Here is a 15,191-nt window from a genome sequence, read left to right as displayed (position 1 = left end):
GATGGGCAATCCCTACGAACAGGATCTCGGCAGGAATCCAGCCAACCACCAGCCGCTGACGCCGCTCAGCTATCTGGAGCGGGCGGCAAGGACCTTTCCCGCCCATGTCGCGATCATCCATGGTCGCCAGCGCACGACCTATCGCGATTTCTGGCGGCGGTCGCTGAAGCTTGCTTCGGCGCTCTCCAGGCGCGGCATCGGCAAGGGTGACACCGTCACCGTCATGCTGTCCAACACCCCGCCGATGCTGGAAGCGCATTTCGGCGTGCCGATGACCAAGGCGGTGCTGCATTCGCTCAACACCCGCCTCGATGCCGCCGTCATCGCCTTTCAGCTCGACCATGCCGAAACCAAGGTGCTGGTCATCGATCGCGAGTTTGCAAATGTCGTCAGCGAGGCGCTGGCGCTGGCCAGGGTAAAACCGCTGGTCATCGACTATGACGATCCCGAATACGCCACTGACGCCCCTTATCCCAAGGGCGAGCGGATCGGCTCGCTCGATTACGAGACCTTCGTCGCGGGCGGCGACGAGGATTTCGCCTGGTCGATGCCGGACGACGAATGGGACGCGATCTCGCTCAACTACACCTCCGGCACGACAGGCAATCCGAAGGGCGTCGTCTATCACCATCGCGGTGCGGCACTGATGGCCTATGCCAACACCATCCATGCCGGCATGGGCAAGCATGCGGTCTATCTGTGGACGCTGCCGATGTTCCACTGCAATGGCTGGTGCTTTCCGTGGACGCTGGCCGTGCAGGCCGGCACCCATGTCTGCCTGCGCTGGGTGCGGCCGAAGCCGATCTACGACACCATCGCCGACCACGGCGTCACCCATCTGTGCGGCGCGCCGGTGGTGATGTCGGTGCTGATCAACGCCAGCGACGAGGACAAGCGGCAATTTCCGCAGACGGTCACCTTCAACACCGCCGCGGCACCGCCGCCGGAAGCGGTGTTGTCGGGCATGGCCGACGCGGGTTTTGCCGTCACCCACCTCTATGGCCTGACCGAGACTTATGGCCCGGCTGTCGTCAACGAATGGCATGGCGAGTGGGATGGGCTGGAGAAGGGACAGCAGGCGGCGAGGAAGGCCAGGCAAGGCGTGCGCTATGCCGCGCTCGAGGATCTGACGGTGATGGACCCCGAGACGATGGAGGCGACGCCGGCCGACGGCGAGACGATCGGCGAGGTCATGTTCCGCGGCAACATCGTCATGAAGGGCTATCTGAAGAACCGCAAGGCGAGCGACGAGGCCTTCGCCGGCGGCTGGTTCCACTCGGGCGACCTCGGCGTCATGCATCCCGACGGCTACATCCAGCTCAAGGACCGCTCCAAGGACATCATCATTTCCGGCGGCGAGAACATCTCCTCGATCGAGGTCGAGGAGGCGCTCTACAAGCACGGCGCCGTCGCCTCCTGCGGCGTCGTTGCCAGGCCCGACGACAAATGGGGCGAGGTGCCGGTCGCCTATGTCGAGCTGAAGCCGGGCAGGACGGCGACCGAGGCCGAGATCATCGACCACTGTCGCGCGCTGCTCGCCCGCTTCAAACTGCCGAAAGCGGTGATCTTCGCCGAAATCCCGAAGACCTCAACCGGCAAGATCCAGAAGTTCAGGCTGAGGGCGATGGTTAAGGGGTAGGTGGATCAGGACCGTCGGCGTCACGACGGTGCAGAGCGTTTGATGGCAGCGGGACAGCGCCCCCCTCTGTCCTGCCCCTCTTTGCCAAAACTTGGCATCTCCCCCACTTGGGGGGAGATTGGCTGTCATCGCCGCTTTCGCCGACTTTCAACATTGCAGGACTAGCTGGGCGCTAAAACCGCCAATCTCCCCCCTCGTGGGGGAGATGTCCGGCAGGACAGAGGGGGGCGCGAAGGATCACGACAGATCAGAATTTAGCCTGAGCCGCCGCTCATGCCGGGAACCGGCAATGGGGGCCCGTTCAGTATTGTGAACAATTTTTTTGCCGAAGATGCGAGAGCACGTTGAGCAGCTTGCCGGTTGGGTCGGCAATGAAGAAGCGTCTTACGGTCAAATCATAGACCACTCTGCAACCGATCTCGTTCGCGCGCAGATAAACCGCGTCGACATTGTCGACCTCGATCGACAGATCAGCCACCGGGGTGCCTGAGCCGCACTCAACAACGTGCCTTGCAGCAGCTGGATCGGCTGAACGGAGCAAAAAGATCACTCCGTGTCGGATCGAGTGCCTCCCGATCGTCCTCGATACAGAACCGACTCGACGAAAGAAGATCTAGCAGGAGGAGCATTCTGATGGAGAACGCGGAGCGGGGCCCCAGGGCTACACGGCGCGAATGGATGGGGCTCGCGGTTATCGCGCTGCCTTGCCTGCTCTATTCCATGGACCTGACGGTCTTGAATTTGGCTGTGCCGCGATTGAGCGCAGACTTGAGGCCTTCGAGTTCGCAACTTCTGTGGATCGTGGACATTTATGGCTTTCTGCTTGCCGGATGCCTGATCACGATGGGCACGCTGGGCGACCGCATCGGCCGCCGCAGATTGCTTTTGATCGGCGCGGTGACATTTGCAATTGCTTCGGTCTTCGCGGCGTTCTCCACAAGCGCCGAAATGTTGATCGTCTCGCGTGCGCTGCTCGGGATTGCCGCGGCCACGCTTGCGCCGTCCACCCTCTCGTTGATCCGCAACATGTTCCTCGATCCGAGGGAGCGCACGGTTGCGATCGGCGTCTGGATCGCCAGCTTCTCCGCGGGCGCTGCCATCGGCCCGCTGGTCGGGGGCATCCTGCTGAGCTATTTCTGGTGGGGTTCCGTGTTCCTCGTGGCCGTACCGGTCATGGTCGCGCTGCTGGTGTTCGGTCCGATGGTCCTGCCCGAGTATCGCGATCCAGAAGCGGGTCGGCTCGATATCTTGAGCGCCGCGCTGTCACTTGCCGCGGTGCTTTCGGTGATCTACGGCATCAAGGAAATCGCCGAACATGGATTCGGCCTGGCGGCGGCCTTCGCCATTGTCTTCGGCGCGGCTGTCGGCGCCGTTTTCGTCTTGCGTCAACCACGGCTGAAAAATCCCCTGGTCGATCTGCGGCTCTTTCGCTCGCGCGCCTTCAGCGCTTCATTGGCGGTCAACGTTCTCGGCTTCTTCGTCGCGTTCGGCTCGTTTCTCTTCATCGCGCAATATCTGCAGCTGGTGCTCGGGATGGGACCCTTTGTAGCGGGCCTTTGGACGGTGCCTTCCGCCATCGCTTTCATCGCCGGTTCGATGCTGACGCCGATCGCGGTCGGTAAGGCTCGCCCGGGCTATGTGATGGCTGCCGGCCTTGCGCTCGCGGCAGTGGGATTCCTTATTCTCACCCGCAGTGGCGGCCGAGCCGATCTCGCGGTCATCGTCACAGGCTACAGCGTCTTCTCCCTGGGCCTTGCACCGGTGTTCACTTTGGCCACCGACCTCATCGTGGGCACCGTTGAACCCGGGCAAGCCGGTGCGGCCTCGGGCCTCGCGGAAACCAGCAGTGAGTTGGGCGGCGCGCTCGGCATCGCGATCCTTGGCAGCATCGTCACCGCCATCTATCGCAGCGGCGTGACCGGGATGGTCGCGGATGGGGTGTCCGCACAAGAAATCAGCGTTGCCAAGGACACGCTTGGAGGCGCCGTCGCAGTTGCAATCGCCTTACCGGAGACGCTCGGTTCCGATCTACTCGGCAAAGCGCGGGAGGCGTTCACTCAGGCGTTCCAGATGACGGCCGGTATCTGCGCGTTGGTGGCGCTGGCTGCGGCCATCCTTGCGGGGGTCCTGTTGCAAAAAGTACGGGGGCAGGTCTGAGGCTGGGCAGCAGCCAGCAAAAGCTGCGACACCAACCGACCCCTGAGGCCTAAGCACGACACGGAACAGAGGAGGAAACCCATGCCGATTTTCGGACTATCGCCTGGAGGTCAAGACGAGACCCTTTCTCGGCCATGGGCGCAAAGGCCGCCGCGGTCAGCGACTAGATCGAAAACGCCCCGCTCGCCACCACGATGCCACGTCCACACACGCTCACCGAGCCGGCATCGACATCGACCTCGATGATGCTGGTACGTCCGAGCGCCGTGCCTTGTTTGACCTTGATGACGCCGGGCTGCGCAACACCGTGTGCAACCAGATGTGCGGCGAGCGGACCAGCCGCCGTACCGGTTGCCGGATCCTCGGCAATGCCGACAGTCGGGTTGAAAAACCGTGCATACGCCGTGGTTTCGGGCTGCCGTGGATCGAGTGAGAAGACGTAGCAGCCTTCCCCGCCGATCTGGTTGAGCAGGTCGAAAAGCTGTTTGGCATCAGGCGAAATCCGGTCAACGGCTTGGCGATCGCGGATTGGCACAAGGAGATGGGCAGCACCGGTCGAGACCACCTGGCAAGGCACGACGTCCGTTATTTCTTCAGTATTTAGGCCAAGTGCCGCGGCAAGGGCACCAAGGTTTGAGATCTGCCGGCCGGCCACTGGGGCTTCTTGCCGCATAATGATCTTTTCGAGTTTTCCCTGGCTTTGCCAGATGGCCAATGGATATACCAAGTCGCCGATCTGTTGGTGAAACCATGTCGGGCCATCGCCCAGCTCGAGCCGCCCCGCCGCAGCGAGCCACCACCAGGCCCCTAGCGTGTTGTGGCCGCCTGCGCCGAAAACCTCCACGCCTTTCGGCGTGAAAGAGCGCAATTTCCAATCGGCGTCCGCCCGGGTCGCCGGCAGGACAAAAGTGGTCTCGGACTGGTTGAACTCACGGGCAATGTTCTGCATCAGCTCGAGCGCCAACTCGTCACCGCCATCGACCACCGCAAGGGAATTGCCGGTCAGCGGCTCTACCGCGAAGACATCGACGAAATGAAATGGAATTGTTCTGCTCATGGTTTTTCCTCCGAGAACCGCAATTGGGCCCGTTCAGTTTGCAGAACAATCTCTACCGAAAGAACAATCTCTACCGAAGATGCGAGAGCACGTTGAGCAGCTTGCCGGTCGGGTCGGCAATGAAGAAGCGTCTTACGCCCCACGGTTCGTCGGTCAAATCATAGACCACTCTGCAACCGATCTCGTTTGCGCGAAGATAAACCGCGTCGACATTGTCGACCTCGATCGACAGATCAGGCACCGGGGTGCCTGAGCCGCCCTGGCTGGCGATGCTGATCTGGGGGACGGTGGTTTCGCTGGACGCCAGCGTGACGAGCCAGCCGTGATCCATGACGGCATCGAGCCCGAACAAGTCGGTATAGAACTTCCGAACATCCGGAATGCTGTCTGTTGCGATGTTCGAGACGATGCGCAGCACGGTCATTCCATGTCTCCTTCACAGCTTGGCGTATCTCCACAGCTTCGATGATAACGCATTGCTGCGCTGCGGGGACCCGCAGCAGGCTTCGTTAACGCTGTTCACGCCCAGGTTGTATCAACAGGTGTCGCCGGTCGCCCAGAAAGGTTAACATCACCTGTTGACAGGCGGGCGATTTCGAATTACGAGTGACGAAATTCAAAATTCGTCACTCGTAATGAGCTACTGATACATGATGCATGACACCCTCGACACGACGGCTGACCTGGTCCGGCAGGAGAATGTCGCGCGCATCCTCGATTGCGCAGAGCGACTGTTCCGCCACTACGGCTACGGCAAGACCAATGTCGCCGACATAGCCCGTGAACTCGGCATGTCGACGGCCAACATCTACCGTTTCTTCGCCTCCAAGGTCGAAATCCACCAGGCGGTGTGCGGCCGTATGCTCGCTACCTGCTACCAACTGACCTACGACGCCTGCCATAGTCCCGGAACGGCCAGCGACAGGCTGCGCCGCTACGTGCAAACGCACTATCAGTGGACCCGCGACACCATGCTCGACCAGGAGAAGGTGCACGAAATGGTCGTCGTCGCCATCGAGCGCGATTGGCATGTCATCGAGAAGCATATCGACAGGATCCGCGGCTTGGTCGAGGAGGTGATCCGCGAGGGAATCGCGGCCGGCGAGTTTGCCGACCAGGACCCGGAAGTCGCTTCGCGGTGTTTCGGCGCCGCTATCATCACCCTGTGTCACCCGCAGATGGTCGCCCAGTGCCTTGCCAAGAACAACCGGGCGATGCCGGACGAGCTTATCGAGTTTGCCATCAGGGCCTTGAAGAAATGACCGGCGGCGTCCGCCGGGCGTCGACAATCCATCTCCAGTTCGGGAGTACGCAAGTGTCTTTGTCCAAATCCATCATGAACAGGCTGCCGGCCATTGGTCCGGCTCTGGTCGTCGTCGCGGCGCTTGGGCTCGCCGGTTGCTCGCAAGAAAAAGTGGAAGTCAAGGACATCGTCCGGCCGGTCAAGGTCGTCGAGATCGCCAAGGCGAACGATACCCGTGAGCTCTCCTACTCCGGATCGGTGCGTGCCCGCACCGAGATGAATCTCGGCTTCCGCATCAACGGCAAGATCACCGAGCGCCTGGTCGACATCGGCCAGCGCGTCAAGCCGGGCGACGTTCTGGCCCGCATCGATCCCGCCGACTACGACCTTTCGGTCAACAGCGCCGAGGCCAGCCTCGAGGCCGCCGAGCGGCAGGTCGAGACAACGGGCCTTGCCCGCCGTCGTGCCGAACAGCTGTTTGCCAAGAAGTTCTCCTCGAAATCGCAGCTCGAACAGGCGACGCTCAGCTATGATCAGGCGGTCGCCACCCGCAATTCCGCCCGTTCAGCGCTTGACCAGGCGAAGAACCAGGTTCTCTACACCGACCTCAAGGCGGACAGGAATGGCATCGTCACGTCAGTCACCGCCGATGTCGGTCAGGTGGTCGGCTCCGGCACGCCGGTTGTGACCGTTGCCGTCGATGGCGAAAAGGAAGTGCTGATCGCCGTGCCGGAAACGGATATCGCCCAGTTCAAGCCGGGCAAGGACGTCAAGGCAAGCTTCTGGTCCGACGAAGCGCTGACGCTCGACGGCAAGGTCCGTGAAGTCGCCGGCAGCGCCGATCAGCAGTCGCGTACCTTTGCCGTTCGCGTCAGCCTGCCCAGCGATCCGCGCGTGCTTCTCGGCATGACCGCGAATATCGAGGCTTCGGCCGCCAACAACAGCCTGCAAAGCGTATCGATCCCGTTGAGCGCGCTGGCGCAAAAGGACGGCCAGCAGATCGTCTGGACCGTGGACCGCAACGGCGAGACCGTCCATGCGCGTCCGATCAAGGTCGCCGAGTTCACCGCCGACGGCGTGCATGTTGCCGAAGGATTGAAACCCGGCGATGTCGTCGTTGCGGCGGGCACGCAATTCATGACCGAAAATCTGAAAGTCAAGCTGGCCGGCGATGCGGTGCAACAGTCCGCATCGGCGGACGATGATGGCGACGCCGTCAAGCGCGTGCGCTGACGGCCAGGCAGAAAACGGCTTTTCCTCGCATCGGCGCAAGCCGCGAGGTCAAGCGGTTCACGGTTTCCGGGCGGCAGGCGCCCGATTGTCGAGACGTCAGGTCGATGTACCCCCCGACATCGATCCTGGCGCCCCACCGCGATGAGTGTCTCTCCGCTCGGAAAGCCTCGCCGCCCGGAAGCCAGCACTAGAAGCTCCGTGGGCATGCCATGTGCGTGCGCTGACGATCAGACAGATGGACTGGCGCTATGACCACCGACACCACCGACACCAATAAAAAACGGCCCTTCAATCTTTCGCGCTGGGCGATCGGGCACCCGAGCATTGCGCGGTTCCTGTTCGGCCTGATCATCGTTGCCGGTGCGCTCGGCCTGATGCGCATGGGCCAGAAGGAAGATCCGGATTTCACCTTCCGCGTCATGGTCGTCCAGGCGGTCTGGCCCGGTGCCTCGATCCAGGAGATGGAGGACCAGGTCGTCAACAAGATAGAGCGCAAGCTGCAGGAAACGCCGCATCTCGATTTCGTCCGTTCCTATACGCGCGCCGGCAGCGCCATCATCACCTTGCAGGTGGAAGGCGACACCAATCCGACCCAGGTCGCGGATGCCTTTTACCAGGTCCGCAAGAAGGTGGGCGATATCGCCAATGAGCTGCCCCAGGGGCTGCTTGGGCCTTACTTCAACGACGAATTCGGCGACACTTTCATCACCCTGCATTCGATCAGCGGCGATGGCTACAGCTATCCCGAGCTGAAGAAATTGGCCATCCAGGCGCGTGACATGCTGCTGACCACGCCCGGCGTCGAGAAGGCCGTGATCATCGGCGACCAGCCGGAAAAACTCTATATCGACGTTTCGTCCAAGGTGCTTGCCGAGCGCGGCCTGACACTCACCGATCTGCAGAACGCGATCAAGGGCCAGAACAATGTCGATCCGGCAGGCTCGGTCGACACCGGCCAGCGCTCTGTGCGCATCTCGGTCGAGGGCAGCGTGACGGAGGCAGCCGACATCCGCGAACTTCGCCTGCGCGCCGGCAATCAGGTGACGCGCCTCGGCGACATCGCAACCGTGACCACAGGTCTCGAGGATCCCTATCAGCGCAAATACCGCTTCAACGGCCAGGACAGCGTCCAGGTCGGCGTCGTCATGGCCAAGGGCTTCAACGTCACCGATGTCGGCAAGGAGGTCGAGGCGACCTATCACCGCTTCGAAGAGGCCTTGCCTTACGGCGTTTCAGTCGATCAGATCGCCGACCAGCCGGAAGTCGTGCGGGACGCGGTAAGCGAGTTCATGACGGCGCTCGGCGAGGCGCTGCTGATCGTGCTTGTCGTTTCGTTCCTGACGATCGGCTGGCGTTCGGGTCTGGTGATCGCAATCACCATTCCGCTCGTTCTGGCCGCCACCTTCGCCATCATGTACGAGATCGGCATCGATCTGCAGCGCATTTCGCTTGGCGCGCTGATTATCGCGCTCGGCCTGCTTGTCGACGACGCGATGATCGTCGTCGAAATGATGGAACGCAAGCTCGAGGAAGGAATGGTCAAGATCGAGGCGGCGAGCTTCGCTTACACCTCGACGGCCTTCCCGATGCTGACCGGCACGCTGATCACCACCGCCGGCTTCATCCCGGTCGGCTTCGCGGCTTCGACGGCCGGCGAATATGTGCGCACGCTGTTCTACGTCGTCGGCATCGCGCTGGTCGTCTCCTGGTTCGTGGCGGTCTATTTCACGCCGTGGCTTGGTCATATGATCCTCAAGCAGCGAAAACACGCCGGCAGCCATCATGATGTCTTCGACACGCGCTTTTATCGCCGGCTTCGCGCCACCGTCAGCTGGTCCGTGCGCCACCGCATCATCGTGCTGGTCATGACGCTGGTGACCTTCGTCACCAGCCTGTGGGCGTTCCAGTTCATCCCGCAGAATTTCTTCCCGCAGTCGTCGCGTCCGGAAATCCTTGTCGACCTCTGGCTGCCGGAAGGCACCAGCATCAAGGAAGTCGAGACGCAGGCCAAGGCGCTCGAAACCAGGATGATGGACGACAAGGACAAGCGCTTCATCGCCACCTATATCGGCGAGGGCGCTCCGCGTTTCTTCCTGCCGCTCGACCAGCAGCTCCGCAATCCGAATTTTGCCCAGCTTCTGGTGATGGCCAATGACGAACCGGCCCGCGAACGGCTGATCGTCAAGCTGCGCACCATTCTGGCCGAGGATTTCCCGTCGGTCCGTGCCAAGGTCGACCGCCTGTTCCTCGGGCCGCCCACCGGCTGGCCGGTGCAGATGCGCGTCATGGGCCCGGATCGCCAGGAGGTGCGCCGCATCGCCGACGAGGTGAAGGCGAAGTTCCAGGCAAATCCGCTGCTCGGCGCCGTCCACGACGACTGGCTCGAGCCGGTGCCGGAGATGAAGCTGGTGATCGACCAGGATCGCGCCCGTGCGCTCGGCGTCACCTCGCAGCGCATCCGCCAGATGCTGCAGGCGACCATGTCGGGAGCGCCGCTCGATGATTTCCGTGATGGCGAGGAGACGGTTTCGATCGTCGCTCGCGAGCCGAAGGCAAGCCGCCACCTGCTGTCGGCGGTCGACTCGATCTCTGTCCCGACGGATTTCGGTGGCTTCGTGCCGCTGTCGCAGGTCGCCAAGGTCGTCCCGGTGCTGGAGCAAGGTGTCGAATGGCGCCGCGACCGTCTGCCGACCATCAGCGTGCGCGCCACGCTGCCGGACGGCGTGCAGTCGAACGATGTCGTCATGAAGATGTACAGCGAGATGCAGGGCCTGCGGGACGGTCTGGCGCCTGGCTACAACATCGAGATCCAGGGCGGCGCCGAGGATTCGGCCGAAAGCCAGGCCTCGATTGCTGCGAAAGCTCCAATCATGCTGGCCGTCATCGTCGTGCTGCTGATGATCCAGCTGCAGCATTTCGGCAAGGCGATGCTGGTGCTGGCGACTGGTCCGCTCGGCATCATCGGTGCTGCGGCGGCACTTTTGATCAGTGGCGCGCCGTTCGGCTTCGTCGCCATTCTCGGCGTCATCGCGCTGCTTGGCATCATCATGCGCAACTCGATCATCCTGGTCGACCAGATCGACCAGGACATCGCAGCCGGCATGGAACGCTCGGAGGCCATCATCGGCTCGGCAGTCCGCCGTTTCCGGCCGATCATGCTGACGGCGCTGACGGCGGTCCTGGCGCTGATCCCGATCTCGCGCGGCGTCTTCTGGGGGCCGCTCGCCTATGCCATGATGGGCGGCATCCTCGTTGCCACGGTGCTGACCATCCTCGTCCTTCCGGCAGGCTATGCCTTGTTCTTCGGCCGGGAGCGCAAGAAGGTCGAGGACGCGGCGCCGGCCGCCGAGCCGAAACTGGCGGAAAACGATGACCAGCCGCAACTGCCCCTGGCGGCCGAATAGCGGTCGAGGCAATCGCGCAGGTTGGCGCCGCCCCTCATCTGGCTGCCGCCATCTTCTCCCCGTATAGTGACGGGGAGAAGGACGCCTGCGCAAAGGATTTCGCCAATCTCCAGCGCTGCAAAAAAGCGCCGAGCGTGCGGCCAGCCCCTTCTCCCCGTCACTATACGGGGAGAAGGGCCCGGCAGGGCGATGAGGGGCGGCGCCGAGATCGATAATTAATCTCAAGTGAGGCTACCGCGCGCCGGAGGAGGACGTCATGACCATAGCTCAGGCACCGGTGGCGCTGCGCCGGCCGATCGACGGACGCCACCGCAAAATGTTCGTCGATGGCGCCTGGGTCGACGCCCGCTCTGGCAGGATCATGGAGACCCGCAATCCGGCCACCGGCGCGGTCATTGCCACGGTGCCGCGCGGCGACCGCCAGGATGTTGAGCTGGCGGTGGCCGCAGCGCGCAGGGCCTTCGACGGGCCGTGGAGCCGGTACAAACCCTATGAGCGGCAGGTGCTGCTGCTCAGGATCGCCGATCTCTTCGAAAAGCACTGGGAGGAGATCAGCCGCTCGGACACCACCGACATGGGCATGCCGATCGTGCGCACCCTGGCCAACCGCAATCGTGTTATCGGCATGCTGCGCTATTATGCCGGCATGGCGACCTCCCTGCACGGCGAGACGATCGAGAACTCGCTGCCGGGCGAAATCGTCTCCTTTACGCGCAAGGAGCCGGTCGGCGTCGTCGGCGCCATCATCCCGTGGAACGCCCCGACGGCCGCTTCGATCTGGAAGATCGGACCGGCGCTGGCGACCGGCTGCACCGTGGTGCTGAAACCGTCGGAAGAGGCGCCGCTGACGCCGCTTCTGATCGCCGACATCATGAACGAGGCCGGCGTTCCGCCAGGCGTCGTCAACATCGTGACCGGCACCGGCGCCGAGGCAGGCGCCGCCCTTGCCGAGCATATGGGCGTCGACAAGATCGTCTTCACCGGCTCGACGGCAACCGGCCAGTCGATCGTCCGCGCCTCGGCCGGCAACCTCAAGCGCGTCTCGCTGGAGCTTGGCGGCAAGTCGCCGGTCATCGTCTGCGCCGACGCCGATCTCGACAAGGCGGTGCCGGTGGCGGCGATGTCGGTGTTCGCCAATTCCGGCCAGATCTGCATCGCCGGCTCGCGCCTGTTCGTCGAATGCTCCATCCATGATGAATTCGTCGAGCGGCTGGCGACCTATGCCAAGGGTCTCAGGATCGGCGACGGCATCGATCCGGCGACCGAGATCGGCCCACTCGTCTCCGAAAAGCAGCTGCAACGGGTCGCCTCGTATCTCGAGGCCGGCGCGGCGGAGGGCGCGACCCTCGTCACCGGCGGTCAACGCCTCATGGAAGGTGCGCTGGCCGCCGGCAATTTCGTCGCGCCGACCGTCTTTGCCGATGTCTCGGACGACATGAGGATCGCGCGCGAGGAGATCTTCGGGCCGGTGATTTCGGCGCTGCCGTTCGATACGCTCGATGAGGCGGTCGAGCGTGCCAACAACACGCCCTACGGTCTTGCCGCCGGGGTCTTCACCCGCAATGTCGCCACCGCCCACCAGCTGTCGCGAAAAATCCGCGCCGGCTCAGTCTGGGTGAACACCTATCACGCCATCGATCCGGCCGTGCCCTTCGGCGGCTACAAGATGAGCGGCTACGGCCGCGAGGGCGGTGCCGAGCACCTCGACGAGTATCTCAACACCAAGGGCGTGTTCATCAAGATCGATTGAAAACGCGGCTCTCCCTTCTCCCCTTGTGGGAGAAGGTGGCCTCGCGAAGCGAGGTCGGATGAGGGGTGTTCCAGCTTGGCACGGACGGCACTCCGGCCAACACCCCTCTTCCGTCTTGGCGCTACGCGCCGATCCACCTTCTCCCACAAGGGGAGAAGGCAAGATCAGGACCGCGGCCTGGTCTTCTGCGGGTCGTAATGGGCAAAAGTCACGACGCGTGCCGGCAGCCGCTTGCTGTGGCCGTCGAGCTTGCCGATCTCGACCGCGGTGCCGATCGCAGCATGGGTGACGTCAAGCCTGGCCAGCGCGATGGTCTTGTTGAGCAGCGGCGAGCGCATGGCGGACGTGACCTCGCCGATCTGGGCGCGGCCGACATGGACGCAATCGCCATGCCCGACCGCGACATTGGCGTCGATGTCGAGGCCGACCAGTTTCCTCTGCGGGTTTTCCTTGCGCCGGATCAACGCCTCGCGGCCAATGAAATCGTCGGTCTTGCTCTTCAGCGGCACGGTGAAGCCGATGCCGGCCTCGAACGGATCGGTCTGGTCGGAAAATTCGTGAGCAGCAAAGATCAGCCCGGCCTCGATGCGCACCATGTCGAGCGCCTGCAGCCCCATCGGCTTCAAGCCATGCGGCTGGCCGGCCGCCCAGATGGCGTCGAACACCTTTTCGGCGTCGCGCGGGTGGCACCAGATCTCGTAGCCGAGTTCGCCGGTGTAGCCGGTGCGCGAGACGACGATTGGAATGCCGTTGCCGCCGCCGATGCGGGCGACGGCGAATCGGAACCATTCGAGCTCCTCGATCGACGGCTGCAGCGGCGAGGTCCAGATGATCTCCTTCAGGATGTCGCGGCTCTTCGGTCCCTGTACGGCGACATTGTGCATTTGGTCGGTCGACGAGCGCACCAGCACGTTGAGGCCGAGGCGCGTCGCGGTGTCGCGCAGCCATTCGCCGGAAAGATCGTCGCCGCCGACCCAGCGGAAATTGTCCTTGCCGAGCCTGAGCAGCGTGCCGTCGTCGATCATGCCGCCATGCTCGTAGCACATGGCGGAATAGACGACCTGGCCGACGCCGAGTTTTTTCACGTCACGGGTCAGCGTGTATTGCAGTAGCGCTTCCGAATCCGGGCCGGTGACCTCGAACTTGCGCAGCGGCGAAAGGTCCATGATGACGGCGGCCTGCCGGCACGCCCAGTATTCGTCGATAGGGCCCTCTTTTGCGAAGGAATTGGCCAGCCAATAACCCCTGTACTCGACGAAGTTGCGGGTGTGCTTGGCAAAGCTCGAATGAAATGATGTCTCGCGGGTCATTTTCGGTTCCGAATCGGGCGTCATGCGTCTGGCGATCGCTCGCGAGAATTTATGCTTACCGGAATAGGTCCGCACATGGATGTCGGTCAGGTTCCAGCCATTGGCCGGCGTCGTGTCGTCGGGACAGGCGGACGACACGCAAACGATGTCGGTAAGTGCCCGCAGCAGCACATAGTCGCCCGGCCGCGACCATGGCTCGTCCGACACCATGACGCCATGCGCGTCGATCGCCGTGTTGAAGAAGAAATTGATCGCCATCCAGCCCGCGCGAGGAGTTACACCCTTGTCGGCGAGCGCGTGGTTGAAGTTCTCCGAGCAGTTGGGGTGACCGGGATAGCCGATGTCGTCGTAATATTTGGCGGCGCAAGCGAGCGCGAACGCATCGTGCCGGCCGCAGGTGTCCTGCACCACCTCGACCAGCGGCTCCATGTCCTGGTCGTAATATTTCGAATGCAGGCCTGGCATCGGATAGCTCGAACCCATCAGCGTGCGGGTCGTCGTCACGTCGAGCGGATGGTCGCGCCCCTTGTCGAGCTTGCGCGCCGAAAAGCACTGGAAGTCGGTGCATTGGCGCCCGTCGACATCGATGATCTGCAGATAGTCACCCGCCTTGACGAAGTAGGCTTCCGCGGTCGCCGAATGGACGCGCAAATCGAGCACCGGGTCGGCCAGCGGGTCGCCAAGCCTGGACTTCGCCGCCGGACGGATCGTGGCGCGGCGAACGATGACGTTGAGCGGCGTCGCCGTGTCGTGGCCGTCGACCGGCATCGGCCCGCCCGGGGCGGCGATCAGCATCGAGCCGTCGCGAGCGACGGCAAAACCCTGTTCGGTGCCGGCAGGGGTGGCGCTGCCGAAGACACGAACCGCCTTTGCCTGATCGAGCTGCACCTGGCGTCGCTCGAGCCCTCGGCGCAACGAAGCGAGGCTGTCGTCGCCATCGGCCAGCAGCGCCTTGATGCCGGCGGCATTGCTGTTCGATTTCTCGCCGAAAATGCCGGCATCAGGCACGCCGCTCTTGTCCCAAGCCAGCAACTCGCAAGCCTGGCCGCCTTCGACGTTGCGTACGCTGATGGTATCGCCGGCCTCGACGTCGATGAGCACCGCACCATTGCCGTGGACGGAATAGCGCTCCATGCCGGCGGGCAGCGCCATCTGGCCGGGCCGCAGGATCAGGCTCGGTCGTGGCGGTCCGGCGGCGACGGCGGGGTAGGGCGACTGGCTCATCTCGACCCGGGTCTCAAGAAACAAGTTTGCCTGTGCGTAAAATTATTTTCGCAGCAAGAATAGCAGTGCTTGTCGGTTTGGCAAGGCGAAGGTGGTGGGGCTCCCCCTTCTCCCCTTGTGGGAGAAGGTGGCCGAGCGAAGCTCGGTCGGATGAGGGGTGCTCCAGCTTGGCAT

10 protein-coding genes are annotated in these 15,191 nt (G+C 63.1%); 6 read left to right on the top strand and 4 right to left on the bottom strand.

Annotation, left to right across the window (positions count from 1 at the left end; genetic code table 11):
• The first annotated feature begins 1 nt into the window (after position 1).
• The gene (locus tag AC0L17_RS03735; RefSeq protein ID WP_473508863.1) at positions 2–1,639 is read left to right on the top strand and encodes an acyl-CoA synthetase; all 1,638 of its coding nucleotides are present in this window, start codon (positions 2–4) and stop codon (positions 1,637–1,639) included.
• A 301-nt stretch (positions 1,640–1,940) separates the two neighbouring features.
• Here AC0L17_RS03735 and AC0L17_RS03730 read toward each other — a convergent pair whose 3' ends face one another.
• On the bottom strand, positions 1,941–2,189 hold the full coding sequence (locus tag AC0L17_RS03730; RefSeq protein ID WP_473514807.1) for a VOC family protein: 249 nt from the start codon (positions 2,187–2,189) through the stop codon (positions 1,941–1,943).
• 83 nt (positions 2,190–2,272) lie between these two features.
• Between AC0L17_RS03730 and AC0L17_RS03725 the strand changes: the two genes are divergently transcribed.
• Entirely contained in the window at positions 2,273–3,796 is a 1,524-nt protein-coding gene (locus AC0L17_RS03725; protein WP_473508859.1) for an MFS transporter, read from the top strand.
• A gap of 163 nt (positions 3,797–3,959) precedes the next feature.
• Here the strand turns inward: AC0L17_RS03725 and AC0L17_RS03720 are convergent, their stop codons facing one another.
• Both AC0L17_RS03720 and AC0L17_RS03715 read right to left on the bottom strand, forming a co-directional pair.
• Positions 3,960–4,853 (bottom strand): PhzF family phenazine biosynthesis protein, encoded by an 894-nt coding sequence (locus AC0L17_RS03720; RefSeq protein WP_473508857.1) that lies wholly within the window; start codon positions 4,851–4,853, stop codon positions 3,960–3,962.
• Between the two features lie 70 nt (positions 4,854–4,923).
• Positions 4,924–5,277, bottom strand: a complete 354-nt coding sequence (locus tag AC0L17_RS03715) for a VOC family protein (RefSeq protein WP_091599833.1) — start codon at positions 5,275–5,277, stop codon at positions 4,924–4,926.
• A 229-nt stretch (positions 5,278–5,506) separates the two neighbouring features.
• Here AC0L17_RS03715 and AC0L17_RS03710 point away from each other — a divergent pair, with 229 nt between their 5' ends.
• The 4 genes from AC0L17_RS03710 (at position 5,507) to AC0L17_RS03695 (ending at position 12,483) form a co-directional block, all read left to right on the top strand.
• Positions 5,507–6,115, top strand: coding sequence for a TetR/AcrR family transcriptional regulator (locus AC0L17_RS03710; protein ID WP_091599945.1), 609 nt, complete (start codon positions 5,507–5,509; stop codon positions 6,113–6,115).
• A gap of 74 nt (positions 6,116–6,189) precedes the next feature.
• Positions 6,190–7,329, top strand: a complete 1,140-nt coding sequence (locus AC0L17_RS03705) for an efflux RND transporter periplasmic adaptor subunit (protein WP_413468478.1) — start codon at positions 6,190–6,192, stop codon at positions 7,327–7,329.
• A 248-nt stretch (positions 7,330–7,577) separates the two neighbouring features.
• Entirely contained in the window at positions 7,578–10,733 is a 3,156-nt protein-coding gene (locus tag AC0L17_RS03700) for an efflux RND transporter permease subunit (RefSeq protein WP_473514806.1), read from the top strand.
• 256 nt (positions 10,734–10,989) lie between these two features.
• Positions 10,990–12,483 carry an aldehyde dehydrogenase family protein gene (locus AC0L17_RS03695; RefSeq protein WP_473514805.1) on the top strand — a complete coding sequence of 498 codons (1,494 nt, stop codon included), beginning with the start codon at positions 10,990–10,992 and terminating at the stop codon, positions 12,481–12,483.
• Between the two features lie 164 nt (positions 12,484–12,647).
• Here AC0L17_RS03695 and AC0L17_RS03690 read toward each other — a convergent pair whose 3' ends face one another.
• The gene (locus AC0L17_RS03690) at positions 12,648–15,017 is read right to left on the bottom strand and encodes a DUF1989 domain-containing protein (protein WP_473514804.1); all 2,370 of its coding nucleotides are present in this window, start codon (positions 15,015–15,017) and stop codon (positions 12,648–12,650) included.
• Between the last annotated feature and the right edge of the window lie 174 nt (positions 15,018–15,191).

The sequence above is a fragment of the Mesorhizobium sp. WSM4829 genome (genome assembly GCF_055811475.1).
This window is presented reverse-complemented; position numbering and strand designations above follow the sequence as displayed.

Bases quoted from the DNA above. Each gene is read 5' to 3' on its own strand.
- AC0L17_RS03735 (WP_473508863.1), top strand. From the start codon at position 2: ATGGGCAATCCCTACGAACAGGATCTCGGCAGGAATCCAGCCAACCAC.
- AC0L17_RS03725 (WP_473508859.1), top strand. From the start codon at position 2,273: ATGGAGAACGCGGAGCGGGGCCCCAGGGCTACACGGCGCGAATGGATG.
- AC0L17_RS03720 (WP_473508857.1), bottom strand. From the start codon at position 4,853: ATGAGCAGAACAATTCCATTTCATTTCGTCGATGTCTTCGCGGTAGAG.
- AC0L17_RS03715 (WP_091599833.1), bottom strand. From the start codon at position 5,277: ATGACCGTGCTGCGCATCGTCTCGAACATCGCAACAGACAGCATTCCG.
- AC0L17_RS03710 (WP_091599945.1), top strand. From the start codon at position 5,507: ATGCATGACACCCTCGACACGACGGCTGACCTGGTCCGGCAGGAGAAT.
- AC0L17_RS03705 (WP_413468478.1), top strand. From the start codon at position 6,190: ATGAACAGGCTGCCGGCCATTGGTCCGGCTCTGGTCGTCGTCGCGGCG.
- AC0L17_RS03700 (WP_473514806.1), top strand. From the start codon at position 7,578: ATGACCACCGACACCACCGACACCAATAAAAAACGGCCCTTCAATCTT.
- AC0L17_RS03695 (WP_473514805.1), top strand. From the start codon at position 10,990: ATGACCATAGCTCAGGCACCGGTGGCGCTGCGCCGGCCGATCGACGGA.
- AC0L17_RS03690 (WP_473514804.1), bottom strand. From the start codon at position 15,017: ATGAGCCAGTCGCCCTACCCCGCCGTCGCCGCCGGACCGCCACGACCG.